At 34.4% G+C, this 26,509-nt stretch carries 18 protein-coding genes; 5 read left to right on the top strand and 13 right to left on the bottom strand.

Annotated features, from left to right (window positions below; genetic code table 11):
- Positions 1-52: 52 nt before the first annotated feature.
- The 5 genes from rpoB to HGP29_RS16520 all read right to left on the bottom strand — a co-directional run bounded on the left by rpoB (position 53) and on the right by HGP29_RS16520 (position 6,717).
- Entirely contained in the window at positions 53-3,925 is a 3,873-nt protein-coding gene (gene rpoB / locus HGP29_RS16540) for a DNA-directed RNA polymerase subunit beta (protein ID WP_168883545.1), read from the bottom strand.
- A 239-nt stretch (positions 3,926-4,164) separates the two neighbouring features.
- Positions 4,165-4,749, bottom strand: coding sequence for a TlpA family protein disulfide reductase (locus tag HGP29_RS16535; protein ID WP_211093320.1), 585 nt, complete (start codon positions 4,747-4,749; stop codon positions 4,165-4,167).
- 92 nt (positions 4,750-4,841) lie between these two features.
- On the bottom strand, positions 4,842-5,300 hold the full coding sequence (locus HGP29_RS16530) for a hypothetical protein (protein WP_168883544.1): 459 nt from the start codon (positions 5,298-5,300) through the stop codon (positions 4,842-4,844).
- Positions 5,301-5,399: 99 nt separating this feature from the next.
- Positions 5,400-5,987: an outer membrane beta-barrel protein gene (locus tag HGP29_RS16525; RefSeq protein WP_168883543.1), complete on the bottom strand. Its 588-nt coding sequence runs from the start codon at positions 5,985-5,987 to the stop codon at positions 5,400-5,402.
- Between the two features lie 40 nt (positions 5,988-6,027).
- Positions 6,028-6,717 carry a DUF4136 domain-containing protein gene (locus HGP29_RS16520; RefSeq protein WP_168883542.1) on the bottom strand — a complete coding sequence of 230 codons (690 nt, stop codon included), beginning with the start codon at positions 6,715-6,717 and terminating at the stop codon, positions 6,028-6,030.
- Positions 6,718-6,922: 205 nt separating this feature from the next.
- On the opposite strand from HGP29_RS16520, the gene HGP29_RS16515 reads away from it, so the two are divergent.
- The 3 genes from HGP29_RS16515 to HGP29_RS16505 all read left to right on the top strand — a co-directional run bounded on the left by HGP29_RS16515 (position 6,923) and on the right by HGP29_RS16505 (position 13,703).
- Positions 6,923-8,272, top strand: a complete 1,350-nt coding sequence (locus tag HGP29_RS16515) for a neutral/alkaline non-lysosomal ceramidase N-terminal domain-containing protein (RefSeq protein WP_168883541.1) — start codon at positions 6,923-6,925, stop codon at positions 8,270-8,272.
- A 199-nt stretch (positions 8,273-8,471) separates the two neighbouring features.
- Positions 8,472-10,211 (top strand): transcription termination factor Rho, encoded by a 1,740-nt coding sequence (gene rho, locus HGP29_RS16510; RefSeq protein ID WP_168883540.1) that lies wholly within the window; start codon positions 8,472-8,474, stop codon positions 10,209-10,211.
- A 120-nt stretch (positions 10,212-10,331) separates the two neighbouring features.
- Positions 10,332-13,703: a cyclic nucleotide-binding domain-containing protein gene (locus HGP29_RS16505; RefSeq protein WP_168883539.1), complete on the top strand. Its 3,372-nt coding sequence runs from the start codon at positions 10,332-10,334 to the stop codon at positions 13,701-13,703.
- Between the two features lie 80 nt (positions 13,704-13,783).
- Here HGP29_RS16505 and gmk read toward each other — a convergent pair whose 3' ends face one another.
- A complete protein-coding gene (gene gmk, locus HGP29_RS16500) occupies positions 13,784-14,353 on the bottom strand; it encodes a guanylate kinase (RefSeq protein WP_168883538.1) in 570 nt (189 codons plus the stop codon).
- Between the two features lie 66 nt (positions 14,354-14,419).
- Positions 14,420-15,013, bottom strand: a complete 594-nt coding sequence (locus HGP29_RS16495; protein ID WP_168883537.1) for a sigma-70 family RNA polymerase sigma factor — start codon at positions 15,011-15,013, stop codon at positions 14,420-14,422.
- 171 nt (positions 15,014-15,184) lie between these two features.
- On the opposite strand from HGP29_RS16495, the gene HGP29_RS16490 reads away from it, so the two are divergent.
- Positions 15,185-16,147: a glycosyltransferase family 9 protein gene (locus HGP29_RS16490; RefSeq protein WP_168883536.1), complete on the top strand. Its 963-nt coding sequence runs from the start codon at positions 15,185-15,187 to the stop codon at positions 16,145-16,147.
- A gap of 77 nt (positions 16,148-16,224) precedes the next feature.
- Here the strand turns inward: HGP29_RS16490 and HGP29_RS16485 are convergent, their stop codons facing one another.
- On the bottom strand, positions 16,225-20,796 hold the full coding sequence (locus HGP29_RS16485) for a prolyl oligopeptidase family serine peptidase (protein ID WP_168883535.1): 4,572 nt from the start codon (positions 20,794-20,796) through the stop codon (positions 16,225-16,227).
- 416 nt (positions 20,797-21,212) lie between these two features.
- On the opposite strand from HGP29_RS16485, the gene HGP29_RS16480 reads away from it, so the two are divergent.
- Positions 21,213-21,800: a porin family protein gene (locus HGP29_RS16480; RefSeq protein WP_168883534.1), complete on the top strand. Its 588-nt coding sequence runs from the start codon at positions 21,213-21,215 to the stop codon at positions 21,798-21,800.
- Between the two features lie 71 nt (positions 21,801-21,871).
- Here the strand turns inward: HGP29_RS16480 and HGP29_RS16475 are convergent, their stop codons facing one another.
- The 5 genes from HGP29_RS16475 to HGP29_RS16455 all read right to left on the bottom strand — a co-directional run bounded on the left by HGP29_RS16475 (position 21,872) and on the right by HGP29_RS16455 (position 26,509).
- Positions 21,872-23,188: a sensor histidine kinase gene (locus tag HGP29_RS16475; RefSeq protein WP_168883533.1), complete on the bottom strand. Its 1,317-nt coding sequence runs from the start codon at positions 23,186-23,188 to the stop codon at positions 21,872-21,874.
- 27 nt (positions 23,189-23,215) lie between these two features.
- A complete protein-coding gene (locus HGP29_RS16470) occupies positions 23,216-24,565 on the bottom strand; it encodes a sigma-54-dependent transcriptional regulator (RefSeq protein WP_211093319.1) in 1,350 nt (449 codons plus the stop codon).
- A complete protein-coding gene (locus tag HGP29_RS28750; RefSeq protein ID WP_211093318.1) occupies positions 24,562-25,299 on the bottom strand; it encodes a class I SAM-dependent methyltransferase in 738 nt (245 codons plus the stop codon). Before HGP29_RS28750 ends, HGP29_RS16470 begins: the two co-directional genes overlap by 4 nt.
- Before the next feature lie 177 nt (positions 25,300-25,476).
- Positions 25,477-26,154: a hypothetical protein gene (locus HGP29_RS16460; protein ID WP_168883532.1), complete on the bottom strand. Its 678-nt coding sequence runs from the start codon at positions 26,152-26,154 to the stop codon at positions 25,477-25,479.
- Positions 26,141-26,509: a GntR family transcriptional regulator gene (locus HGP29_RS16455; RefSeq protein WP_168883531.1), complete on the bottom strand. Its 369-nt coding sequence runs from the start codon at positions 26,507-26,509 to the stop codon at positions 26,141-26,143. The genes HGP29_RS16460 and HGP29_RS16455 overlap by 14 nt, the downstream gene beginning before the upstream one ends.

Here is a 26,509-nt window from a genome sequence, read left to right as displayed (position 1 = left end):
CACAGGTTTTTCATATATACATTTTGGCTTTTTAGTCTTGTTCAGACCTGAATTATTGCAACGTAATTTCTAATGCAAGACCACGAAGTTCGTGAACTAATACGTTGAATGATTCTGGAACATTTGGATTCGGCATATTGTCACCTTTAACAATTGCCTCATATGCTTTAGCACGTCCTTGAACGTCATCAGACTTAACAGTTAAGATCTCGCGAAGTACATTAGCTGCACCGAATGCCTCTAATGCCCAAACTTCCATCTCACCGAAACGCTGACCACCAAACTGTGCCTTACCACCCAATGGCTGTTGAGTAATTAATGAGTAAGGTCCGATAGAACGAGCGTGCATTTTGTCATCAACTAAGTGACCAAGTTTCAGCATGTACATTACACCAACAGATACTCTTTGGTGGAATGGTTCACCTGTTAAACCATCATATAATTGAGCACGACCAAAGTCAGGTAACCCAGCTTCTTTCAATTCTGCTACTACTTCTTCTTCAGAAGCACCATCAAAAATTGGAGTTGCGTACTTTCTACCCATTTTTAAACCAGCCCAACCTAGAACAGTTTCATAGATCTGACCAATGTTCATACGTGAAGGTACACCTAGTGGGTTAAGACAGATATCCATTGGAGTACCGTCTTCTAAGAATGGCATATCCTCTTCAGGAACGATCTTAGCTACAACACCCTTGTTACCATGTCGACCGGCCATTTTATCACCTACTTTCAATTTACGACGCTTAGCGATGTAAACTTTAGCAAGTTTTACAATACCAGTTGGTAATTCATCACCTACTTCTAATGTAAATCTATCACGCTTGAAGAAACCAGTTACTTCGTTACGAGCATTTACATAGTTTTTCACCGTAGATCTAACCAATTCATTTACACGAGTATCATCAGTCCAGTTATCTAAGATAAGGTCACCTAAAAGGTTAGCCTCCTCAGATACTGCATAACTTGAATCATCTCTGAATGGGTTTTCACCAGGGAAGATGTTTTCTGCGATATTAGCTTCAGAGAAAGTAACTCCTTTGCTCATTATCTCTTGACCAAATTTATGGAATACACCTTGGCTAGTTAAGCCATCAAGTAATTCTACTAATTTGACCATCATTTTATTTTCTAAGCCTTTTAAGTCGCGAGAGTATTGTTTTTTCAATAACTCAACTTCTTTCTTAGCTTTAGCTCGTAATTCTTTGTCTTTCTTAGGACGAGCGAATAAACGAGTGTCGATTACAGTACCAATCAATGATGGAGAAGCTTTTAATGAAGCATCTTTAACATCACCTGCTTTGTCACCAAAGATAGCACGTAATAATTTTTCTTCTGGAGTTGGATCAGACTCACCTTTTGGTGTAATCTTACCAATTAGGATATCACCAGGACGAACGCGAGAACCTACACGGATAATACCGTTTTCATCTAAGTTCTTCACTGCATCCTCACCAACGTTTGGAATTTCAGAAGTTAATTCTTCTTCACCACGTTTTGTGTCTCTAACTTCTAATTCATGCTCTACGATGTGCAATGATGTATAAACATCGTTACGTACAACACGCTCAGAAATTACGATGGCATCCTCAAAGTTATAACCTTGCCAAGGCATGAAGGCTACTAGTAAGTTTTTACCGATAGCTAACTCACCATTTTCAGTAGAATAACCTTCAGATAATACTTCACCTTTAACAACACGTTGTCCCTTCTTAACGATTGGACGCATGTTCATACAAGTATCTTGGTTAGTTCTACGGAACTTGATTAGGTTATGAGATTTTACGTCTGCTTCAAATGAAGCTAACTTTTGATCTTCAGTATGATCGTAACGCATGTTGATGCTATTAGCATCTACTGAATCAACAACACCGTCTTTTTCTGCTAAAACAACTGTTCTTGAGTCAATCGCTACGTTTCTTTCCAAACCAGTACCTACAATTGGAGCTTCCGCTTTCAATAATGGCACTGCTTGACGCTGCATGTTGGATCCCATCAAGGCACGGTTGGCGTCATCATGCTCTAAGAAAGGAATTAATGAAGCGGCAATCGATACAATTTGGTTAGGAGCAACGTCCATGTAATCGATTTCCTCAGGAGTCTTCAATGGGAAGTCACCCTCGTAACGCACTTTTACAAATTCTTCTGCGAAACGGTTGTTCTCATCAAGATCTGTTTTTGCTTGAGCGATGAATTTCTCATCTTCCTCCTCAGCTGAGATATAAGTAACGTTATTATCCTCAATATCTACAACACCGTTAGTTACCTTACGGTAAGGAGTTTCGATGAAGCCCATATTGTTTACTTTCGCATATACAGTTAATGACGAAATCAAACCAATGTTTGGACCTTCTGGTGTCTCAATAGTACAAAGACGACCGTAGTGAGTGTAGTGAACGTCACGAACCTCGAAACCTGCACGCTCTCTTGATAAACCACCTGGACCTAATGCTGAGATACGACGCTTATGCGTTACCTCTGCAAGAGGGTTAGTTTGGTCCATAAACTGAGATAGCTGGTTGGTACCGAAGAACGAGTTAATTACTGATGATAACGTACGAGCATTAACCAAGTCAACTGGCTTAAAGTCTTCGTTATCACGAACGTTCATACGTTCTTTAATTGTACGAGCCATACGAGCTAAACCTACTCCGAATTGAGAGTAAAGTTGCTCACCCACCGTACGGATACGACGGTTTGACAAGTGGTCAATATCATCAACAACAGCTTTTGAATTGATCAAGTGGATCAAGTGCTTGATGATTTTGACAATATCTTCTTTGGTCAGCACACGGATATCCATGCTTGTTTCTGACTTTAACTTACGGTTTAGTTTGTAACGACCAACTTCACCTAAGTCATAACGTTTGTCAGAGAAGAACAAGTTTTGGATGATATCACGAGCAGTCTGATCATCTGGAGCCTCAGTATTACGAAGTTGACGGTAAATTTGGTGTACCGCTTCCTTCTCTGAGTTTGAATTATCTTTTCCTAACGTATCGAAAATGATACGGAAATCGTTGATGTTAATATCTTTTCTATGAACGATTACTGAGCTTACGCCAGCATCTTCGATCAATTCAAGATCTTCGTCAGAGATGATATGATCACGCTCTAAGATTACATCATTACGATCAATAGAAACTACTTCACCTGTATCTTCATCTACGAAATCCTCTGTCCATGTTTTTAATACACGAGCAGCTAATGTTCTGTTTTCTAATGAAGCTAAATTTTCCTTAGTTACTGGAATTTCCTCCGATAATTCGAATAAGTCTAAGATATCTTTATCTGAACCGTATCCGATAGAACGAAGAAGCATCGTTACAGGGAACTTTTTCTTACGGTCGATATAAGCATACATTACGTTATTAACGTCAGTAGCAAATTCGATCCATGATCCTTTGAAAGGAATTACTCTTGCAGAGTAAAGTTTCGTACCGTTTGTGTGTTTTGACTGTGCAAAGAAAACACCTGGAGATCTATGTAGCTGAGAAACGATAACACGTTCTGCACCGTTTACTACAAACGATCCACGTCTTGTCATGTAAGGGATATTACCTAAGAATACGTCTTGTTCGATTGTCTCGAAGTCTTCGTTATCCTCATCGCTACATGAAAGCTTTAATTTTGCTTTTAAAGGTACACTAAAAGTCAAACCTCTTTCCACACACTCGTCAACCGTATATTTCGGAGGATCAATTGTGTAGTCAATAAACTCTAATAAGAAGTTTTCACGAGAATCCGTAATTGGGAAGTTCTCCATGAATACTTTGTAAAGACCTTCATCTTCTCTCAACTCTGGTGGAGTATCAATCTGGAAGAAGTTGTGGAAAGACTTAAACTGTACATCTAGAAAATCCGGGTATTCTAACACCCTTTTTGCTTTTGCAAAATTCTTTCTACCGTTCTTGAATGTTGCCAAGGTGGTTTTCTTTTTTAAGTTTCAAAACTAACTCTGTTTTAATATTAAGATTATAAAAGCCATATATAATCCTATAAAACAGGTACGCCAAATGTATTTTTGTTGCTTGTAAAAAGTGTATTTTTCTCCAATGAAAAAAATATTTATTACATGCAACTTGCAAATATAGACAAAAGTTGCTAAAGTCATACCTTTACGCATATTACTTTTATCAATAACTCTAAATAACTTAATAAAAGTCAGTCTGATGTAAGCATATTCACAAAACTTTGTGAGTCATAGTTTGCGATTCCTTTGTGGCTATAAATTATTTCTCCTTGCTTATTTATCACAAAAGTTACCGGAATTGATCTACTCTGAAAAATTTCTGGTGTAGGGGAGTTTCTTTCGTATATCGGAAAAGTATAATTCTTTCTTTTTAGGAATTTATTTGCCTTCTCTTTGTTTTCATCGATGTTTAACATAATGAATACTACATCTTCATTATTTTTTAATTGATCATACAAAGATTGGATACTAGGCATTTCTGCAATACAGGGAGGACACCAAGAAGCCCATACATTAATAAACACTGTTTTCCCTTTAAAATCTGATAATTGAATCTGCTTTTGTGTATTCCACTCTAACATTTTCCAAGAATAGTCTGCTTTTCCAGATACATGTCCGTCTGTATCTGCATTCCTTAAACCAGTTGCTAAAATAACTCTCTGTAGTAATGCAGATGCTTCTGTATGTAGTCCTGTAATGTATAATCCACCAAATATGATCGCTAGGAACCCCCATGATTTTAATTCTCTGAGGATCGCTTCTTTTGAAAATTTCATTATTTCGTTTCCTAAAATTTAGAGATAAAAAAACTCTGTACTTTATTGAAAAATACAGAGTTTTTTTAGTCTTATCAATTGATATCAACAACCTACTTCTGAATGATAGGCATTTCGCTCAAAATTTGAGTCTTTAAGAAACTATTTACTAGCTCATTTAACTGAAAGAATCTTGCTACCGTCTTTGGTGATAATTCCTTCATCATAATTTTCATATATTTCTTTTCAACTTTGAGAGATCTTTGTTGAAGGTCTAATAGAGTTAACACCATTTCTTGTGCTTCTTCATCAGTGATGCCATCAGTTTCTTCAATCATTTGCTCAAAAAGCTTTGTTTTTTCTCTACCGATTTCGCCTTTAGCTAATTCATACTCGTCATATAATTCCCAGAATTTGCCTGCTTCATCTAATGATAATTGCATGTTTTCTGTGAAGAAAATTCTTTTCTCTGTTTTAATAACAGTTTTTATTGTTTCTGTATCAATATTTTGAGCATTAGAGGCTGCTGCTAAACCTAATAAAAGGAATAATGAAACAAATAATTTTTTCATCAGTTTAGTTGTTTTAAAATTTGATCTATCTTGAATTGAAAATAAATCCCGATACTTTAACGTATCAGGATTATATAAATATTTTTATGATACTAGGCTCTAGTATACAAAACCAATATTGAAACCTAAATAAGAGTGATCAGTAGAATTACCAGCTTTGAAAGCCATATTGTAACGTACACTGAAAATCATATCTACTGATGGGTTTACATCAGCTAAAATACCAAGCTCTGGAGCTACACCAAAATGCCAGTTTTTCTCAACGATAGCCCATTGTCCAAACTCTGTTCTTTGGTTGATATAATAAGTACCCACACCAACTCCTAAATATGGATTGATGATACCATCCTTATTGAAGTAATAATTAGCATGTGCCAAGATAGGTACAATGTTCATGTATCTATATTGTCTACCATTCGCTACAATCCCTTCACCTGGATTAGTGTAAGTATCATCTGTTTTCTGATATAAGACATTCCAATCTAACGATAGGCCAAAAGAAAGTGGGGCAGAAGCCAAATGTTGTCTCCATTCCATTCCTACACCTCTTCCACTAAATGCACTAATATAATCGTTGGTCTCACCTACAGGCAAAGACATTTGATATGTAATAATGAAGTTTGAATCTTGTGCTGATGCTGCAAATGCTAAAGCAGCAAACACTAAAGAAAGAATATATTTTTTCATGATAAGTTTCTCGATTTTTAAATTGTGTGTGGTGTGTTAATTATTCATCAGAACCGTCTTTGGCCAAGTTATACTGATCAAATAAAGTATCAATGCCTTCTTTAATTAGATCAACACTGTTTGCTCTTGACAAAACACTGTTCAAACCACCTTGCCAACCAAGATAAAGCAAGTAATCTCCATCTTCTGGAGTATCTGCATTTTCACTTTGCGTTTTAGCAACATCTACAAAATCGATTAGGATTGTACCATTACTATAAGAATAGTAAGAGTATCCTCCACCATATCCTGGATAACCTGGGTATCCTGGATAACCTGGCCATCCCCAACCTGGGTAACCCGGGTAACCTGGCCAATATGGAGGTTGCCAGATAACACCTGATTGCTGCACTGCAATTTGTGATAATTGAATAAATAAATCTGGGTTATTATCTGCAGTTGGATTTACCAAAGGAGTTAACCCTAATTTTTGCTGAAGCATCTCATTTGTGTAACTAATTACATCTTGTTGTTCTGCTTCGCTCAATGTATTATCAGTACCAACACCAATGATTGACATAGAATCAGTAACTAAATAATACGTTTTATAGCTGTTCAATGCTTCTACTGAAGAATACTGTGAAATAGCAATATCTAGATCACTAGTATATTCTGCTCCACCTGGGTAACATCCTTGCAGCATAGTTAAAGCGGCGATAAATGCAACTGCTTTAAGAAAGAGGTTTTTCATGATTAAAAATGAGTTTTTATAAATCTGATATGTTAATGAAATCAAATATAATCCTATTTTTTTCAATAAGTAAATCTTTGAAATAATATTTATTGATACTTATTTTTATTGTGATTGCTTCTTCCGGTTATTGGTTGTTTTTAAGTAAATTGCCGAACAACTTATTAAGGAATTACAAATATCTTATTTTAAATCACTTAAGTTTTTGAAAAAAGCAATAATCTCCGTTTCAGTTATTCTAATTTTGGCTTTTTCGTTGATCGGTACCATAGACCGTACACCATTAAAATCAACAGAAGAGTACAAAAAAACTTTTCTGAATGTAGCTGAAACCATCAAAGAGCTAGAACAGCAGGTCTCTACTGACGACACTTTACAAATTGGATGGGCCAAAGAATGTATTATTCCAAAAGGAGTACCATTACCTGTTGCGGGATATGGCTTTAGAACACAGTACAGAGCTGTAAGAGATTCTTTATACGCAAGGGCATTTGCTTTTGATGATGGCATTAGGCAAACGTATGTGTTATCGTTAGACTTAATGATTTTCCCTACTGAAGTTCGAAAAAGATTAGGAGAGAAATTACTTAATATAGGTATTACAGAAGAAGATGTTTTGTTTTCTGCAACACATACTCATAATGGCATGGGCGGTTTCGACCCTTCGTTATTAGGTAATATAGCAATGGGTATTTTTTCCGAAGAAGGAACAAGTAAAATTGTTGCATCTGCTTATCAAGCAATTCTAAATGCCAAGGCTTCAAAACAGAAAGGAAGTGTTGGGTTCTTAAAAACACAATCTCCTGAATGGGTAACCAATAGAATTGTATATAATGGTAGAAAAGAAAACTCTATCCGTGGTATTAAAATTAATAGGGTAGATGGTAAAAATGCTGCTATCGTTACCTATAATGCACATCCCACACATATTAATATGAATTACTGGATCTTATCAAGAGATTATCCAGGCGAATGGATTAATCATTTGGAAGCATCTAAAACTATCGATTTTGCAGCATTCTGTGCCGGTATGGTCGCAAGTCATGGTCCTGGAGATCCAAAACATATTGAAGATAGTTTCGAAAGAATCAAAGATATGGGTAGTGTTTTATCGGATTCAATCCTTCACATCTGGGATAAAACACAGACAAATGCCGTTGTGAATGTAGATATACATAAAATACCTATTGATTTCAGACCGTCACAAATTAGAATTGAAAGTAATTTAAAAGTAAGAGACTGGGTATTTAAATCTGCTTCAGATGGAGGTTTACAAGGAGATATCACTTTAATGCGTATAGGGAATATCGATTGGTTTGCCTGTCCTTCTGATTTTTCAGGTGAAATTGCTTTAGATTATCAGTTTGATCGAGTTGCACATCAACAAAATAAAGAATTTATGGTTACTAGCTTTAATGGTAACTATGCAGGTTATATCACATGCGATGCTTATTACGATTCTTTAAATAGTTATGAAATTCGAGAGATGAATTGGGTAGGACCTGAATATGGGGCATATTTCGGTGAAATAATTAAAGAATTACTAGAAAATTAATCCTGGATTTGTATTGTGAAATTTAATACAATACCTTAGATTTGTAATATAGAGGTCGAACATACCATAATTCCTTCCGGTATCGACCATAATTAGGGAAATGATTAATCCCTACCTCACACCTTATTTTAATATAAGTTCTTCAAAAAAGTATTTCATTATACCGACAGTGTGAATAAAACTGTCATCATTTATTTATATGTATACAAGAAAGCTACTAGAGGCTAGACTGCTATCTGAATTAAAAGATATAGCAGAGGGTCTTGGCATGAAAAATTTCAGTAACCTCCGTAAGAAAGAGCTCATTGAAAGGATAGAGAAGCATGTGAATGCCACTAAAAAAGAGAGCGATTCCCCAAAAACGCCTTCTCCTGCTTCAGCTCCTGCAACCGAGGCTGCTCCTTCTAATTCTGTTACCCCTGCCTCTGACGAATCTAAGACTACGCCAGAATCTAGCCCGTCTAAAGACAAAAGATTAACTCGACGCAAACAACCTAATCAGCAATCCAGAGTTAAAAGAGAAAACGTTAAAAAAGCCGCTCCTGCTAATCAGCAACAACAAGGAAAAGGCGGAAATAAAAGAAAAAAGAAAGGAAATCCCCCTCAACAGCAACAATCTGTACAGGTAACACATGACGATATCATGTCGTTAGAAGAAATCGATTTAGGAATCGATGCTTTCGACGATTTACCAGATTTCGATATGTTCTTGGACGATAACAATGATGAAGGACTTCCTACTTTAGAACAAGAGAAAGAAACAGCTTCTCAACAAAAAGCTAGTGAGCCTCCAAAACCTGTTCAAAAAGTATCTGTAAAGGATTTTGACGGTGTAATTGGTAGCGAAGGTGTTCTAGAAATTATGTCAGATGGATATGGTTTCTTAAGATCTGCAGATTACAATTACTTGGCTGGTCCTGATGATATTTACGTTTCTCCTTCACAAATTAAATTATTTGGATTAAAAACTGGTGATACCGTACAAGGTAATATCAGACCTCCAAAAGAAGGTGAAAAATATTTTGCATTACTAAAAGTAGATACAGTAAACGGTAAGACTACAGATGAAATTCGTGACCGTATTCCATTTGAGTACCTTACTCCATTGTTCCCACAAGATCAATTACACTTATCTACGAAACCACAAATATATTCTACACGTGTCCTTGATCTTTTTGCCCCTATTGGTAAAGGTCAACGTGGTATGATCGTAGCACAACCTAAAACAGGTAAAACTGTTTTACTAAAAGAAGTAGCTAATGCTATTGCACAAAATCACCCTGAGTGTTATTTGATTATTCTTCTAATTGACGAACGTCCAGAAGAAGTAACAGATATGCAGCGTAGTGTAAATGCAGAAGTTATTGCTTCAACTTTCGATGAAACAGCGGACAAACACGTTAAAGTATCATCGTTAGTACTAGAGAAAGCCAAACGTATGGTGGAGTGTTCTCATGATGTTGTCATCTTATTGGACTCTATCACTCGTTTAGCAAGAGCATACAATACCGTTGCTCCTTCATCTGGTAAAATCCTTTCTGGTGGTGTTGATGCCAATGCTCTTCATAAACCAAAAAGATTCTTTGGTGCAGCTCGTAATGTTGAAAATGGTGGCTCTTTGACAATCATTTCAACAGCACTAATTGATACCGGTTCAAAAATGGATGAAGTAATCTTCGAAGAATTTAAAGGTACTGGTAACATGGAATTACAATTGGATAGAAAACTTGCAAACAAGCGTATCTACCCTGCTATTGATATTCCTATGTCAGGTACTCGTAGAGAAGACCTTCTTATGGATAAAGATACTTTACAAAGAGTATGGATTATGCGTAGAATGATGTCTGACATGAAGTCGACAGAAGCTATGGAATTCTTACAAAGTAATATGAGAGGAACACGTTCAAATGAAGATTTCTTAATCTCAATGAATAAATAGTTGAATCTCAAAAATTCTATTCAAAAAAGCCGAGGTGATTATATTAATTACCTCGGCTTTTTTTCTTAATTTAAAATAATATTAAAAGCATATACCTAAACAGTTCGTACATATCAGCAGATGAACATAATTGCTTCAAAGATTTACTATTACCTTCCTAAGAAGAGTATCTTTATCAAGCTTTTCCAAATACTTAGTAAAAACAACCCTGCATGGTTGATTTCCTTTTTTGTTACAGAAGGAACCTCCATTTCTATTGTTTTTTCTATTGCCTACTATTTCTTATTTAAAGAAAGAGCTGTAGATACGCTACCCTTTATTTTTATGTTCTCGGGAGCTGGAATTATGGCAGTGGCAAGGATATTTGCTTACTTAGAACGACGTTTAAGAGTAGAGCATCTCAATGCTGTTTATGCCGTTATTAAAATACTACTAAGTATAAATGTTTGGAGTTTAAGCTTAGGAGAACAAGATTATTGGAGTATTATATTACTCATTATGTCGCTCAAAGGAATTTTATTTTTAGAAGATTGTACCTATTGGACTGTCTCTGAAAATACCTTTGTGAATTCAGACGATAATAACTACTTCGAAAAAGCTAAATCCATAAAAATCTTCTCAAAGCTAGTCGGATTTATAGTTGTTCTTATCGCCTACAATTTAGTAGGAATTTCTACTATCGCTTTTGGTGGAATTATACTATCTATTATTAGTGGTTGGAGCTTATGGAGACTACTTACATCAACATATACCTCAGATCAGCTTAATGATTATCATAAAGAGATCACAAGACCTTCAAGAAAATTTACACCAGAAAGTTTTTGGTTCTTCGGTATATCCAACCCCTATATCTTCAAAATGGGATTATTGTCCCTTTGTATAGCTTGTGTATGGGGAATTGTTGAGTTCTTCTTTATGATAGATCTCCGTATTTCTGTTTATAGTCCTTCTAAAGGATTAAGTGTTTTAGGCTTGTTATTAGTTATTGCCTATGCACTAACATCGATCATACAACCTTATTTTTCTACGAGAAAACTACAGGATATTGGTATTAAGAAACTATTACTTACCCCACCGCTAATTCTCCTGGTAATTACTTTTATTACTTATCTCGTTTTAAAATTACACCCTGCCGAAATTCCGATACTACTTACTTTAATTGCTATCACTTTTATTTTTAGCCGAAATATTGTGTTTGCAACAGTAGTTCCATCATTACTTCGACCTATTCAGAGAAAACATAGAGGATTTACTTTTGGAATCTTAAGAGGATTTTTTGGCTCCGGAGGATTATTTCTAGCCGGTCTTTTTCTTTGGGTTTTGGATGCTGATCGCCCTACAGAGGAAGGATCATTTATTGTTTGGTTACTTATGGCCATACTTGTCTTCTGGTGGATTTTAGCCAAACTAGTTTCAAGAGATTATCGAGTGATTATCCGTAGAGCTTTTCTATTAAGAGATATGGAAAGCTACGAGATTGCGACACATGATAAAGAAGTAAACCGTTTATTAAACTCTAAATTGATGTCTAAGATGCCCGAAGATATCATTTATGCATTAGAGGCCAATACGGTGATTAATCCCAAAAAGAATGAAGCAATTGTTTTACATATGCTTCGTCATCCAGATCCTGCCATTCGATATTTCTCTATTGAATTTAGTGAGGATATCATGACAAAAAAGATTCAGGAAAGTATTCAACGTCTTGCTGAACATGAGGAAGATCCTTTAGTAAGGAAGAAAGCTATCATGATCACTTGTAAACTAACTCCAAGTTTTATTAAAGAAGTCATCGATTTAATCGACCACGATGATGCAGAAATAAGAAAAGGAGCACTTTATAGTCTATTGTCATCTACTGATGCTGAAATGAGGGATATTGCTCTTAATTTCATTAAGAATACTATCAACTCAGAGAATATCGACCATTCATTGATGGCATTAGAAGTTTTGGCTAAGGTATCGCCAAAAGAAAGTGAGGATTATATTCTAAATGCTTTATTGGGTGAATCTTCTAAAAAAGTAAAGGGTGCAATCAATATAACTTGCATAGTGAAAAGCCCTATGCATTTACCCATTTTAATCTCACTTTTAAAAGACAATAAATTTAATGATGCTATTCTGAGAGCATTGATTAATTACGGAGAAGATTGTCTTGATATTATCGAGAATGAACTGTTTGTCAATAAAAGAAGAGAGGAAACATACCTGATCACATTATGTAAAGTGATGGGTAAAATTCCTTGTGCAAAGACTTACGAAATTCTATGGCAATTGGTAGAATATCCATGGCCTTTAATGAGAATGGCGGCTTACAATGCATTAAAGAGATTAAAGTACTGCCCTGAATCAAAAAGTGATTTTGATTTATTACATAAACTATTGGAAAGGTTCTTCTCTAATTATTATTGGGTATGTAATGCTATTTATGTACTCAACCATGAAAAACCCATCCGACAGTTATTAATCAAAGCACTTGAAGATGAATTGAAATTGATAGAGCAACAAATTACTATCATTCAAGAATTTTTGATTGCAGGTAATGAAGCTAAATTATATCAAGGAGGAGGTGAACAAGAAAGCTATTCTGACCTGAACAACATTGAAAATATGATGATCAGTGCAGAAACTGAAAAGTACCTATGGAAATCACTACCTGCATCTATCTATCAAAAACTAATGATTGTTTTAGGCTATTATAGCTTAGAAATAAAAATGCAGAAGTTAGGTGATTACTACTCATCGAACCTTGTTGATCCATTGAGTATCACTTTAGGTATTATTAGACCGTTCTCATATAATCGACCTTTATTTAATACTTGGACCAAAATCACTGCACTTATTAGTGTTAGGGATTCCGTTTCCCCAAGTTTATTCAAGTTTATCGGTCAAATACTAAATAGAGATGAGCTGAGGTTAATTGAACCTGCTGCTATCAGTTTAAAAAGAATTCATAAATACCAAGATCTAAATATTGAGAAGACCTTGGATGAAATGGTTTCTCCAGAGAAAAAAGAATTAATTATGGGCATATTAAGTGAAGGAACTAAACCTCTATTAGAATTAGAAAAAGTAATTCTATTGAAATCAACTAACCTGTTTAGAGAAGTACCCGAACATGTTTTGGTTGATATTGCTAGTATTACTCATGAAATTCGAGTTTCAAGAGATACTACTATTTTTAGAAAAGGAGAGGAAAGTAGAGAGATGTATATCATTTATGAAGGCGAAGTGAGGCTTCATGATGGAAACTCTACTTATGCCAATTTGATCAATAGAGACTTTTTCGGCGATTTAAGTATCTTGGATTCATCTCCTCGCACATTATCAGCTATTACTACAAAAGATTCTGTACTATTAAGGATCGAACAAGATGACTTCCTTGCCTTAATGGGTTATCGAAGAAGTTTAATGGTCGGAATTATGAAAGTATTAGGTCAACGTATTCGTAAGAATGAAAAAGCCTCAAGTTTTACAAAAGAGAAAATTTAATGACGGATTTTCTGTAATAAAAAAGAGTGAAGATTAGTATGTCAATCTTCACTCTTTTTTATATCACTCGAATTTACTGTTTATTCTGACAGCTTATTCGTTACTAACTTTTCAGCGTTTTCAAAAGCTGTCATCAAATCTTCATTGATTAAACGAACATCGAATTGATCACCAAAAGGCATTTCTTCTGCTGCTTTTGCTACTCTTTCTTTGATTGCTTCTTCTGAATCTGTTGCTCTTGCGCGAAGTCTTTCCTCTAAACATTCTACATTTGGAGGACATACAAAAATTGACAACGCTTTTTCTTGGAAATACTTTTTAAGGTTAATACCGCCTTGAACGTCAACGTCCAAAACAACATGTTTACCTTCACTCCATATTCTTTCTACTTCACTTTTTAATGTTCCGTAGAAAAGTCCTTCATAGACTTCTTCGTATTCTACAAACGCATCTTCATTTATACGCTTTTTAAACTCGTCTAACGAGATGAAGTAATAGTCTTCAGCGTTTTTCTCTTGCCCTCTAGGAGCGCGTGTTGTTGCAGAAATTGAAAAGGTCAATTCTGGAAATACACTTAATAGATGTCTCACAACGGTGGTTTTACCTGATCCTGATGGTGCGGAAAAGATAAATACTTTGCCTGATTTCATGCTTTATTGTGCAAAAATTTTTTGTTTAAGGTCACAAAGATAGTGACTTAAACGGCTATTTCTCATTTAGTTTGCTTTCTTTTGAGAATAACCCATCTTTTTTGCATAAGTTTCTAGCTTTTCCTTCAGTAAATTTCTTGCTCTATGGAGCCTACTACGCACAGTTCCAATAGGAATATCAAGGATTTTTGACATCTCTTCATACGTAAATCCCTCTAAATCACACAATATGATAACAATTCTAAAATCGACAGCAAGTGCATTTAATGCCCCTGTTACCTCATCTCCGATTTTGTATTTCGTATTCTCTAATCGGATACCAGATATCATGGCTGGGTCATTTTTTTCACCATTGTATATGGTTTCTACTTCTTGGTAATCAATTTTTGATGGTTCTTTGCTTTTTCTTCTATACTCATTAATGAAACTATTTTTTAGAATTCTAAACAGCCAAGCTTTGGCATTGGTCCCTTCTTCAAAAGAATCTATGAACCTGTACGACTTCATGTAGGTATCTTGTACCAAATCTTTGGCATCTTCGTCATCTCCTGTTAATCGATAAGCAAAACTGTACATGGAATCGGTGTGAGGTGCAAATTCTCGATTAAACACCTGCATGCGTTCTTCAGTAGACAATGATTTTTTAGTAGCGTCACTCATAATAATACGTTAGTTGAAAAGAATTACCTTTGTAACTCTTTATTGGATTTTAAGGATTAAAAATAAAGGTTTATACAGGAATAAGTAATCACGCTTTAATTAGGTAATTCTAATATAGTGATTGCGCAACATTAAATGCGAATTTTGGAGCTCTAAGGGGTATATAATGTTATGAGAGTACAAGGATTAAAGAAAATTGTTATAAGTGGGAACTCTTTTTTGAGAGATTTCAGTATTGGTATCCAATTGCTTCCTATTATCAAAAAATACTCAGAAAATACTGAAATTCATTGGATTGGATCAGAGGAACAATCTTCTATAGTGGAATATATTCCTCTAATTCAAACTTTTACTACTTTCGATAATGTCAATGAATCTACTTTTGATGAGACTGATGCCGTTATTCTTCTATCAGAAAATAATGACATCTGTAAAATGATTAGAGATTTAAAGATTCCATTAAGAATTGGAGGTAAAACATCATGGAGATACAATCGAAGACTAACTGATGTGATCAACACTGATAATGTTTCTAGTTTAATTGAAGCTTACTACCTCTTACTTTTTCCATTAGGAATAACAATGGATCAATGTTTTACATCAAAAGATATCATCGACGTACCAGTTCAAACCTTCCGAGGAATCATTAAAAAAGACTTGAATAACCTTCTTTTCTATCCGTACAGAGAAAATGCACACAGAGCATGGCCAGGTATTAGATATTTTGAACTCATTGATACTCTACCAAAGTATGAACATAACTATATCATTGGAGGATTCGAAGATGAAGGAAAAGCTCTAAAGTTTACATCTCCAGAATTATTCAGAGCTCCGAGTGTAAAAGACTACACTGAAATTGAAGACTTAGAAGAGGGATTGGCTCTTATTGGAAAATCAAACCTTCTCATAACATACAATACAGATATAGCTCATTTTGCTTATGCAATGGGAAAAGATGTATTAGTTGTTTCGTCCTCTGCAGAAACTTTCTATCTACATAATGACATTAGAAAAGTAATTACTCCTGATGCTAGTTGTATTAAATGCGTAGGGGATAAGCCTTGCGAATGTTTAAAGAAAATGGGTATAGAAGAAGTACAGGAAGAAGTTAATCAAACATTTCATTCTAATTAGGGTAATTAAAAAAGGATGAAAAGTAACTGTTCAATCACTCTTCATCCTTATTTATTAAGTACAGAAATATTACTTATCTAGAAAATGACTTTATGTATAGACGACTCGTTATTGTCATAAATATGTATAATCATTAATCCTCTAGTTGATATTTTAATTTGTTGTTGATGACCTATCAATTGATGTTCACCAACCTTTTTACCATTGAGATCAAAAATGACTAACATTTTACCTGTCAAAATACTTTCTGAACTTACAGTTAATGTATTTGGAGAGGATTTATAGACATTTAAAATTGATAGGCTATCAATAGCAGAAAGTGGTTGCTCTTCTTTTGTAAAGTTTACTGTATACTTTAAAACTGTTAGACCATCTTCTGCAGTGACTGTCACCATAGCACTTCCTGGCAATTCTTCCACATCTGAAATCACCACAATCGCATTCTCGTCTACTGATAACCCTTCTAATGTCGGTACACCTTCGTAATTATAAGGTAAGGTGATATCATATTCAAAGGTTGAAGAAGAGAAACCTAACACCTCAACATTATCATAACGTAATGTTGATAATGTAGCGTCATTATTCGAAATGTAAGGTGCTTCCTCTTGATTAAAGTTAACGGTGTATACTAACACTGTTTCACCATCTTCTGCAGTGACTGTAACTGTTGCACTTCCTGGTAATTCTACTATATCTAAAATAGATACCGTTGCATTCTCATCAGACAATGTAGCTTTCAAAGCTGGTAATTCTTCATAATCATGAGCTAGTAAAATATCATACTCGAAAGTATTCGAAGAGAAGTTTTCGACCATTATATCATCATAACTTAACCCAATGAGTGTTGCATCTGTATTTGAAGCTACAGTAAATGTTACAACATAATTCAATGTCGTCTCACCATCTTCTGCTACAACATTCACTATTGCATTTCCTGGAAAAGATTCATCATAAGTTGTAGAAACTATTGCATTTTGATCATTCACTTCTCCAACTACATTAGGATATTCTGATGTTCCATAAGGTAATTCAATAGAGTAATTAAAAGTACTTGATGAAAACTCTGAAACACTTACTTCATTATACGTTAAATCAGACAATGAAGCATCTGTATTAGGTGCAACAGTAAACATTATTTTATATACTTTTTCATAAGTATCATCCTGAGCCGTAACTGTAATCGTTGCTTCACCTGGTAAAGAAGAAGCGTCATTTAATACAAAAGTAGCCTTCTCATCTGCTGTGATTACACCAATTACAGGAATATCAGAACTCGTTGATCCATAAGGCAACTCATAAGTATACTCCAATTGGTCAGCATCAAAGTCTGAGATTAACGCATTATCTAAAGTTAATTCTGATAACAAAGCGTTTGTACTAAATACTTCTTCTATGTAATTGATCTTATATATACGAGTAGATCCATTAACTGCTGTTACTGTAATTGTTTGCTCTTCAGTAAAGTCAGTAATTGATGAAATATCAACACCTGCTTCTCTATTTGTTGCCTCAACTTCAATGGTAGGTAATTGACCAGTAGTACCAAAAGGCAATTCTATTGTATACTCTAATTGATTTGGAGTGAAGTTTTCTAATAATTTTCCATCTACACTAATTGAATTCAAAGTAGCGTCATCTTTGTAGTTCATATTAGGCCCTTCTAACCCTGTAAAGTAAAAATCAGTACCTGGATCTAGTGCATCACCACCAAAGTAAACTGTTATTTTACTATACTCTCCATCCTCGGGAAACTCTTGATTTATGTTGGATAGATCAAATACATACTCTACCCATTTATCTTGCTCTTCAATCTCTTTTACTGTACCACGATGGCCTTTACCATTCACTTCTCCATCGGCATAGAATTGCATTCTATTGTAAGTAGGGTAGGCTTCTTGTCCAGACTCTTGGTAAACTTTTATTCTGAATAATTTATCTTCTCCAGGCTTCCAGTTACCTTTTTTGAACATAAATTCTACAGTTCCGCCATTACCTGGTTTTCTAAATACCTTGGCCACTTGTACACCTTCACCTACCATATCATCAGGGAAAGGATTATCAACAACCGTAACCTCAGTAGTTACCAAACGAAGTTTTATTTCATCATTTTCGGTTATGCCATCAACTACATCATTAAAATTATAAATATCTCTACCCGGTACATTAAAACGCACTTTATAGTCTTTCTGAGTATAACCATTTTTAGCTGTTACTCTTACAACCGTTTCCTCATAAATATTTGTTGCGTCGATGATTTCATAGGTCGCTTCATTATCCTCAGTTATCACCATTACTGATGGTACTGTTTTCGTTCCGTAAGGTAAATCAATAGTCATTTTAGAATAAGTAGGATCAAAATCCTTAATATGCTTCTCATTCACAATGATCTCTTTCAAACGTGTATTTGTTCCTTCGAAATCTACTTTTGGACCAACTAAATTGAAGACATGATAAACAACATCGTTCACATTATCAGTGTCTGTTCCAAAGTTTAGTGAGATTTCACTATATACTCTATTAGCAGTAGAGGAACCATCACTATTTATTTCATTTTCAAAATCAAATAAATATTCTACCCATTGATCTTGTTGTTCGATAGGTAATGTCTTAGAGACGATAACACCTGTAGATTCATTTCGTAAAGTGAGTGTCAGCTCATTATTTGAAGGTAACTGACCTGAAGTTTGGTTAACTAAAACTTTAATTTGAGGCTGATCACCTATAAATATTTCTCCTTCTAATGGTAATAAAATAGATGCATTTTCACCTGCCTGTCTTGTCACTTTTGTTACTTGAGCATCACCTATTGTAGCATTTTCAAAAGGGTTGGTTAATAACTCAGTAATCACATTCAATTCTTGAGCGATGATTCTATTTTCAGTACCATCAAAGTGGTATATCGGTTGAAAATCTTCTTCTTCGTTATTCTTTACCCACATCATTCCAGTGAAAGCCACTTTTGTGATGTCTTGTCCGGCTTGAGGACCAATTTCTATAAAATCCGCTTCCGACCATGATCCCATTAGATCAAAGGCATTATTGATATTTCTTAAACTTGATGCAGGAATAATGATCTCTTGTATATCATCATTATGAGCACCTGTTTCAACATTTACTGTGTACTTTCCATTTACTCTCACAAAAAGTTTTTGTGGTTGCGTACCATAGTATTGAATTGAAAAAGATGAATTCTTTGGTGATTTATAAAACGATTCGGTATAAATATCATTGGAGATAGCTTTATTTTCTACCGGATAAAAAGCCTCAACTCCACCAGGTACTTGAATTGCCCCTCCTGCATTTTCCCACTTTAAAGGATCCACTGGTTCCGGTTCCAAAGTAGCTACAGCGTCACCAAGGTCAGCAGGAATTTCAGCTTCAAAATCACCAGATATCACTACATTACCTTCATAGTCTATCTTTGAAAATGCAAAAACATAATCATCAATGTCTGATACAGGTAAAGTTGCGGTCCATTGATTTCCGATACGAATAGCCTCCGTATCCTTCCAATTTCTTGAATTATTATTAGGGTCTTTCAATGCATATAAAATTTCTACTTTTTCTACTTTTTCAGGATCGGCAGGAGTAAGTGTATAGAAAGGAATACCTTCATCGTTTAAAGAAATATTTGATGTTGGTCGAGATGGAAAGTAATGGTCTGTTCCTAACACATGTTTTTCTAACCATATTTTAGCATCATCACCTAGCTCACTTGTGGAATGGAAAGCTTTAGGTTGAATTGCAAAATTCCAAGGAACATCTGGTTGAAAATTATGGAAAATTGTTTCCCCTCTTTCATGTCCGCCATGATGATCATTTGAGCCATTTAACCATAATGTAGCTGCTTTGATATATGGAGCATGAGCCTGTGGAGCAATGTTAGCAACATACATTTCTTCACCCGACGTCATTTCAGGTTCTACATAAGGGTTGTTGTATAAGAAAACACTTCGAGTTCTGTAATATTCTAAAAAGCCGACACCAAAATAGGCAACTATTGCATCAACTCTTTCATCCATACCAAGATTCCACATCGTAGTACCGCCATAAGAATATCCTTTTGCACCCACTCGAGTATTATCAACACCCTCTTGAGCTAACAAATAACTTAACGCTCTTCTCTGAAGAACATACCATAAATAATCATCTGTTTCAGTAGGATCAGAAAGCTGATTTCCTTCTTTATCCTTCGACTTACGATTAGCGTATCCATATTCAGGTTCCATATTACCATATTCTAAACCTTCAGGATACTTTGTATAGTTTGCTCTTAATTCTTCTGAATTATTTTCCTTCTTTTTACCACAATAATCGTGTGCTAATACAGCCCACCCGTCTTCAACAAAACTATTATCTGGATTTGGACGAGACATCCAACCATGTACATCTAATAATGCAGGAGCATTGGTGGCATCTGCCTTTTTCTTAAACTCACAGTAGATACGAATCTCCTTACCTTTAAAGTAAGCACTGATATAAGATTTTTTCTCATAAATACCTCCAATGGTATTTTCATCAATGATTTCTTCTTTGAAATCTCCTGCGTCAGGATCAAAATCAGCCCAAAGTTCTTGTGGGTTTTGTGCCAATAAACTATTAAAAAATACTGTAGTAAACAGTAAAAAAAATGTAATAATATGTTTCATACTTTGTCGGTATTTGATCTAGGGCTACCGTACTTATTTTCGAATAAGAAGTGCTACATTCTAAACACTTTGACGAAAGCCTAGAATAATGCTATAAGATCAATTTAGACAAATAATGAAGGGAGGCTTATTGGTTAAATTACTTTTGATAATACAATTCTTACCAAGAAAAAAATGAAATATGAACACAAATAAATTGATTGATTAGAGCTAACCATTTTACTATAAAACACAACACATACTATCATTCTGCAAGTTTTAGCAAATAAGTAAATACAGAAGAAATATTTTTTGGAGAAAATATAAGTAGGTAGATCACAGGAAAAATCTAATAAAATCAATTACATTTATCTTACTAAAGCACTATTTACAAGAATCTTCAATAATTTTTTTTAGCAAACTTTTTAAGACTACAAATGAAATACTTCAAAGTAATATTAACGCTCTTCACTTTTATTTTTTTGACGAGCATTTCTTCATACGCTCAAGAAGAAGACAACACTAAAGTAGGTGTAAAAATTGGAGCAAACTTTAGTACTATTGCTGGTGATGCCACTGGAGTTAAAACAAAAACAGGATTAGTAATTGGGTTATTTGCTCAAATCAAAGGAACTGAGAATTTAGTTATTCAACCCGAATTGGTTTATTCTTCAGAAGGAGCCCAGTTTGATGATAATTCTGGTACTCAAGTAAATTATAATTATATCAATATTCCGGTATTGTTTAAATTATACGCGAATGGTCAAGGAACTGGTTTAAACTTTAATGCAGGTCCTCAGTTCGGATTTCTTGCTAATGCTAAAATTAAATCTGGTAATACTAGTGAGACGATCTCTGATCAAATAAGTAAAATCAGATTCGGTCTTGCATTTGGTATGGGAGTAGATATTAATAATATCGCTTTTGATTTAAGGTATAATCTAGGTTTAACCAATACAGTAAGCAAAAGTGATCAATTTTATCCAAGTAATGTCATTCAACTTACTGCTGGGTTAGCCTTTTAAGTGACCTTATCAACTTGCAAATAGTGTGTCCTCTCTAGTTATATAAATAATTGGAGAGGATTTTTTTGTCTTTAAAGTTTGAGTATAAATTCTGTTTTCTCTTCTGTTGATATCACATTTAAACTGCCATGATGTACTCTTATGATCTGCTTACTTAAACTTAAGCCTATTCCATCTCCTGAAGTTTTAGTGGTAAAGAAAGGAACAAAGATATGTTTTAGCTCTTCTTCAGGAATCATAGGGCCATTATTTGTAATGTGAATAATTAATTGATCTTTCTTTTGAAATGTAATTTGAAGTTTTGGGTTACTAACATTTTCCATAGCATCTAGTGCATTTTTAATTATGTTATTCACACATTGCCCTATTAAATTAGTATCAAAAGAAGCTACTATTTCTGACTTATCAACATTTATGATATTAGTCTGTACTTGTTGTTGATGAAGTCTATTTTGAAAAGACGTCAGTTGTTGAGTAAGGAACTTATCAACATGAATAGTTTCTATTTTAGGTGTTGGTAACTTTGTAATTGAACGATACGTTTCTGTAAAGTTCATTAGATGTTGTGCTTGTTGATAAATGATTTTTAGGCTTTTCGCGTTAGTTACTAACATTTTCTCTGATACATACTCTTTATCAACAGCTTCTCCTCCTTCCTTAGTAAATGACATTAGTAAGCTATCAGTCAGTGAGATAATAGGTGTCATTCCATTCATAATTTCATGGGTCAGTACTCTTATCAACTTATTATAAGCTGTATTTTCCTTTTCATCTAACTCTGTTGATAAGTCTTGCAATGTGAGTAAGTGAATAAGTTGATTTTCTCTTTTCAGCTTCTTTATTTTCAATACCATGTTGGTATCTGGTAGTTGATAACTATTCTCTATTAATGCTTTTTCAACAACCGACTTATTCACAATTGACTTATTAAAAAGTTGCTGAATATGTGTGAGTGTTGATAACTTTACCTTTTCTTTAAATGAAGTATTCACATGTATCACATGCCCTTCTTCATTATATGTACAGATACCAACATCCTGATTTTCGACCAACCATGATAAATACTTTTCCTGCTTTAAACTCTCTTTTTTTATCTTAGAAAATGAATGATATAGCTTTTGAAGTCGATGTTGGTAATGTTCATCAAACAACTTAAAGTTATGAGCATGTAAAAAACCTAAATCCTCATTGCCTATCGCTTCAACCATCAACAACCCTTTATCAATTATTTTTTTGATAGTTGTAAGTTGATAAGTGAGTACAAGCCCTGCCAAAATTCCGAAAGTTATCAACAATAAAATAGTATTTTGGTAGTATACCATCAGTCCTCCTAATAGAATAAGGAGTAATCCACTAAATCCAAGCAGTAGGTAACGGGATGTTTTCATAGAAATAAGTTATCAACAAATAGTAAATTAATCGATATTCAGCTTCTTCATTTTATTGTAGAGAGTTTGTCTAGTAATTCCTAACTCTTCTGCTGCTGCACTTATATTTTTAGGATGCTTCTGTAAAGCCTTTTTAATAAGTACTTCTTCCATTTTTACCATATTAAGTGTTTGTACAGAAGTATTGTCCACTGCCGTAGTTACTAGAAGGTCATCACTTATTTTATCAGCATCAGAAAGAATTACTGCCCTTTCGATAGTATGCTGTAATTCCCTGACATTTCCTGGCCAATGATAAGCTTTCAATTTATCAATAGACTTGTCTGTAAAACGAAGTGTTCCTTTCTCATATTTTTTTGCCAAAAGGTCTTTAAAATGATTAGCTAAAACAATCACATCATCTTCTCTATCTCTTAGTGGAGGAACTTCGATCTGAATCGTATTAATTCTGTATAATAAATCCTGTCTGAATTCTTCATCTTCAACCATCTTGAATAAGTTCTTATTGGTTGCCGATATCAAACGAATATCTATTGGAATCACTTTATTTCCTCCAACTTTAGTAATCTGACGGTTTTGTAATGCTGCCAATAATTTTGCCTGTAAGGAGAATGATAAGTTACCAATCTCATCCAAAAATAAGCTTCCCTTATTAGCCAACTCAAATTTTCCTATTCTGTCCTGATGTGCATCTGTAAATGCTCCTTTTACATGGCCGAATAATTCACTTTCAAAGAGGGTCTCAGAAACGGCTCCCATATCTACTTCCACTAAACTTTCTTTGTGTCTTTTGGATAAATGATGCACTGCTTTTGCTACCAATTCTTTTCCTGTTCCATTCTCTCCAGTGATTAAAATATTGGTGTCTGTTTTAGCTACTTTTTCAATCATTGACTTCATGTTTTTGATACTTTGAGATTCACCAATGATATCCGGAAATACTACTGTCGATTTTAAAGCTTCTGCTTTTTCTTTCAACTGTTTAACCTCATTTTTAGAAATGCTCAGCTGAAGTGCCGATTTCAAAGTAGCCAACAACTTTCTATTGTCCCATGGTTTTAGAATAAAGTCTGTTGCCCCAAGTTTTAACGCATCGACGGCTAATTCTACATGACCATAGGCCGTCATCATTACTACGGAGATTTGAGGATATGTTTCTTTAATTTTCTTCAACCAACGAATTCCTTCTCTACCTGTATTTAATCCAGGGGAAAAGTTCATATCCAAAAGCACTATATGATAGGTTTCTGTAGCCAATGTTCCCATTATTTTTAAAGGGTCGGCTAAACAAGTGATGTTATCAAAATGTGGTTCCAGTATAATTTCTAGCGTTGAATGAACCGCTAGGTTATCATCAATAATCAGAATGTTGCTCATTTAGATATTAGTTTTCTCATGCTGATGATAATGATTGGAGGAAACTTAGCAAATGGACCGCCTTTCTCTTTTTCAAATGTGGGTTCGATACAGGCATCTACTACCAAGTCATTTTTTGCACCAAGATTGATGTAATAACTGATCGGACGATGAAAGTAAAATTGCTCTTCTTTTTGCTCAGAAACTGCTTTTCCTTTTGATGTACTCACATCAATATATCCTTTCATCAGAATATCATCTTGATCAGTGATTTCCATAAATTCAGAATTGAAACATGGATGCTGAATAGAAAAGACAAAGTGCCCATCATCCTTCATCAAAGCATTGATTTTAGAGAAAAAAGTCTCTACCTCAGGAACATCCATAAAGACCATATTAGAAACAATTCCATCATACTTTTTATGGAGTAATTGCATCAAATCAGCTTCAGAAGTCATATCAAGAACTTGATAATTGATATGATCATTATTGTATTTTTTAGATAATGTTATGTTAGTTTCAGAAAAGTCAAATGCAGTTACTTTTACTCCTTTATTGGCCATTCGTCTAGAGAAAATACCGTTTCCGCAACCAGCATCCAATAAAAACTGCCCTTCCGATAAACTCAAAAGTCTTTCTGTTTCTGGTGCAATCAGTTGTAAATGCCAATCGTTACCGAACTCTCCCATGGCTTTGTCCCACTCCTCTGCGTTTGTATTCCAGATCTTTTTATTTTCTTGATTTACGTTTTTCATGGAGTTATTTAGGTTGGATTAAATGGATAATTTCAAATTAAACGAGATATCATTGAATGTAAAGTATAAGTGTAAAAAATTTTTACACATCTGATATAAGTGCATATAACAAAAGAAACCCTATCACTTATTATATAATAAATGGATAGGGTTTCTAACTAGAAGTATAACTACAAACTAGTAATCATATCTTACGATAGAGCTAGCATCTTTTTTAAAATCAGTTACTCCAGGACTACTGATAATCACTTCAGCACTATCTTTTGCTAATCCTTCTAACACCTTTACACTACCGTAATTAGTAAAGTCAGAATTGCTAACCTCCAATTTTAAATGATCTATACCAGATAAAGAATAGAAGCTTGATTGATTTTTACAAACCACATCCACTTTTGAAATATGTTCCATATTTTCTGAATAAATATTTGCTTCAGAGTCATCTAATTGAAGCTTTAACGATTTACCTAAGTATTCATTAAAAGTTACTGATGATGTTTTTAAAGCGAAGTTCATATCTTGAGATGGAAACTTCATTTCTACATAACGTATTTTCGATGTCAATGCCTCAGGAATCGTAGATAGGATTAAAGTATCTCCCTGTGTTTCGAAAGGTAACGCTAACTTTTCTTCTCCTTTATTTAGCCAAACAACCAATTCAAATTTATCTCCTGACTTTACATTTACATCGTAATTTGCTTCCATCAATTGAACATGTGAGTAAGGTGGAGTACTCATTGTTAGGTTATTTTTATTCGGTTCAGGTTTTCCTTTTGCAACTGAGAAAATAGCTCCTGAAATAATAAATAGAGTGATACTACTAAATATAGAGATCAATAATATATTACTTTTCTTCATGGTATAAGTCTTTTAGATAGTCTTTTAGTTCGTTGAATGTGATTCCCAATTTATGAGCATGATCTACAGTTTCTGGTAAAACCTCAGTAAGAAATTCTGATTTTCTACTTTTCACTATAGTGTCTTTTGCTCCTTGGCTTACAAAGTATCCTTTGCCTCTCTGAGTATAAATGATACCTTCTTGTTGCAGTACTGCATACGCCTTAATCGTAGTATTGGGGTTTACTCCAACAATACCTGCTAACTCTCTTGTAGAAGGAATTTTCCCTTCTTCAACATACTCACCATCCATTATTTTATCTTTTACATCATCCCCAATTTGAGTAAAAATGCTTTTTGTGTTTTTAAATTCCAT

The organism is Flammeovirga agarivorans (assembly GCF_012641475.1).
GTDB lineage: Bacteria > Bacteroidota > Bacteroidia > Cytophagales > Flammeovirgaceae > Flammeovirga > Flammeovirga agarivorans.
The sequence above is the reverse complement of the archived record's forward strand: the minus strand, read 5'-3'. Positions and strand labels throughout refer to the sequence as shown.

Excerpts from the sequence above, each read along its gene's own strand:
- HGP29_RS16535 (WP_211093320.1), bottom strand. The coding sequence starts at position 4,749 with ATGAAATTTTCAAAAGAAGCGATCCTCAGAGAATTAAAATCATGGGGG.
- HGP29_RS16530 (WP_168883544.1), bottom strand. The coding sequence starts at position 5,300 with ATGAAAAAATTATTTGTTTCATTATTCCTTTTATTAGGTTTAGCAGCA.
- HGP29_RS16525 (WP_168883543.1), bottom strand. The coding sequence starts at position 5,987 with ATGAAAAAATATATTCTTTCTTTAGTGTTTGCTGCTTTAGCATTTGCA.
- HGP29_RS16520 (WP_168883542.1), bottom strand. The coding sequence starts at position 6,717 with ATGAAAAACCTCTTTCTTAAAGCAGTTGCATTTATCGCCGCTTTAACT.
- rho (WP_168883540.1), top strand. The coding sequence starts at position 8,472 with ATGTATACAAGAAAGCTACTAGAGGCTAGACTGCTATCTGAATTAAAA.
- HGP29_RS16505 (WP_168883539.1), top strand. The coding sequence starts at position 10,332 with ATGAACATAATTGCTTCAAAGATTTACTATTACCTTCCTAAGAAGAGT.
- gmk (WP_168883538.1), bottom strand. The coding sequence starts at position 14,353 with ATGAAATCAGGCAAAGTATTTATCTTTTCCGCACCATCAGGATCAGGT.
- HGP29_RS16495 (WP_168883537.1), bottom strand. The coding sequence starts at position 15,013 with ATGAGTGACGCTACTAAAAAATCATTGTCTACTGAAGAACGCATGCAG.
- HGP29_RS16490 (WP_168883536.1), top strand. The coding sequence starts at position 15,185 with ATGAGAGTACAAGGATTAAAGAAAATTGTTATAAGTGGGAACTCTTTT.
- HGP29_RS16485 (WP_168883535.1), bottom strand. The coding sequence starts at position 20,796 with ATGAAACATATTATTACATTTTTTTTACTGTTTACTACAGTATTTTTT.
- HGP29_RS16480 (WP_168883534.1), top strand. The coding sequence starts at position 21,213 with ATGAAATACTTCAAAGTAATATTAACGCTCTTCACTTTTATTTTTTTG.
- HGP29_RS16475 (WP_168883533.1), bottom strand. The coding sequence starts at position 23,188 with ATGAAAACATCCCGTTACCTACTGCTTGGATTTAGTGGATTACTCCTT.
- HGP29_RS16470 (WP_211093319.1), bottom strand. The coding sequence starts at position 24,565 with ATGAGCAACATTCTGATTATTGATGATAACCTAGCGGTTCATTCAACG.
- HGP29_RS28750 (WP_211093318.1), bottom strand. The coding sequence starts at position 25,299 with ATGAAAAACGTAAATCAAGAAAATAAAAAGATCTGGAATACAAACGCA.
- HGP29_RS16460 (WP_168883532.1), bottom strand. The coding sequence starts at position 26,154 with ATGAAGAAAAGTAATATATTATTGATCTCTATATTTAGTAGTATCACT.
- HGP29_RS16455 (WP_168883531.1), bottom strand. The coding sequence starts at position 26,509 with ATGGAATTTAAAAACACAAAAAGCATTTTTACTCAAATTGGGGATGAT.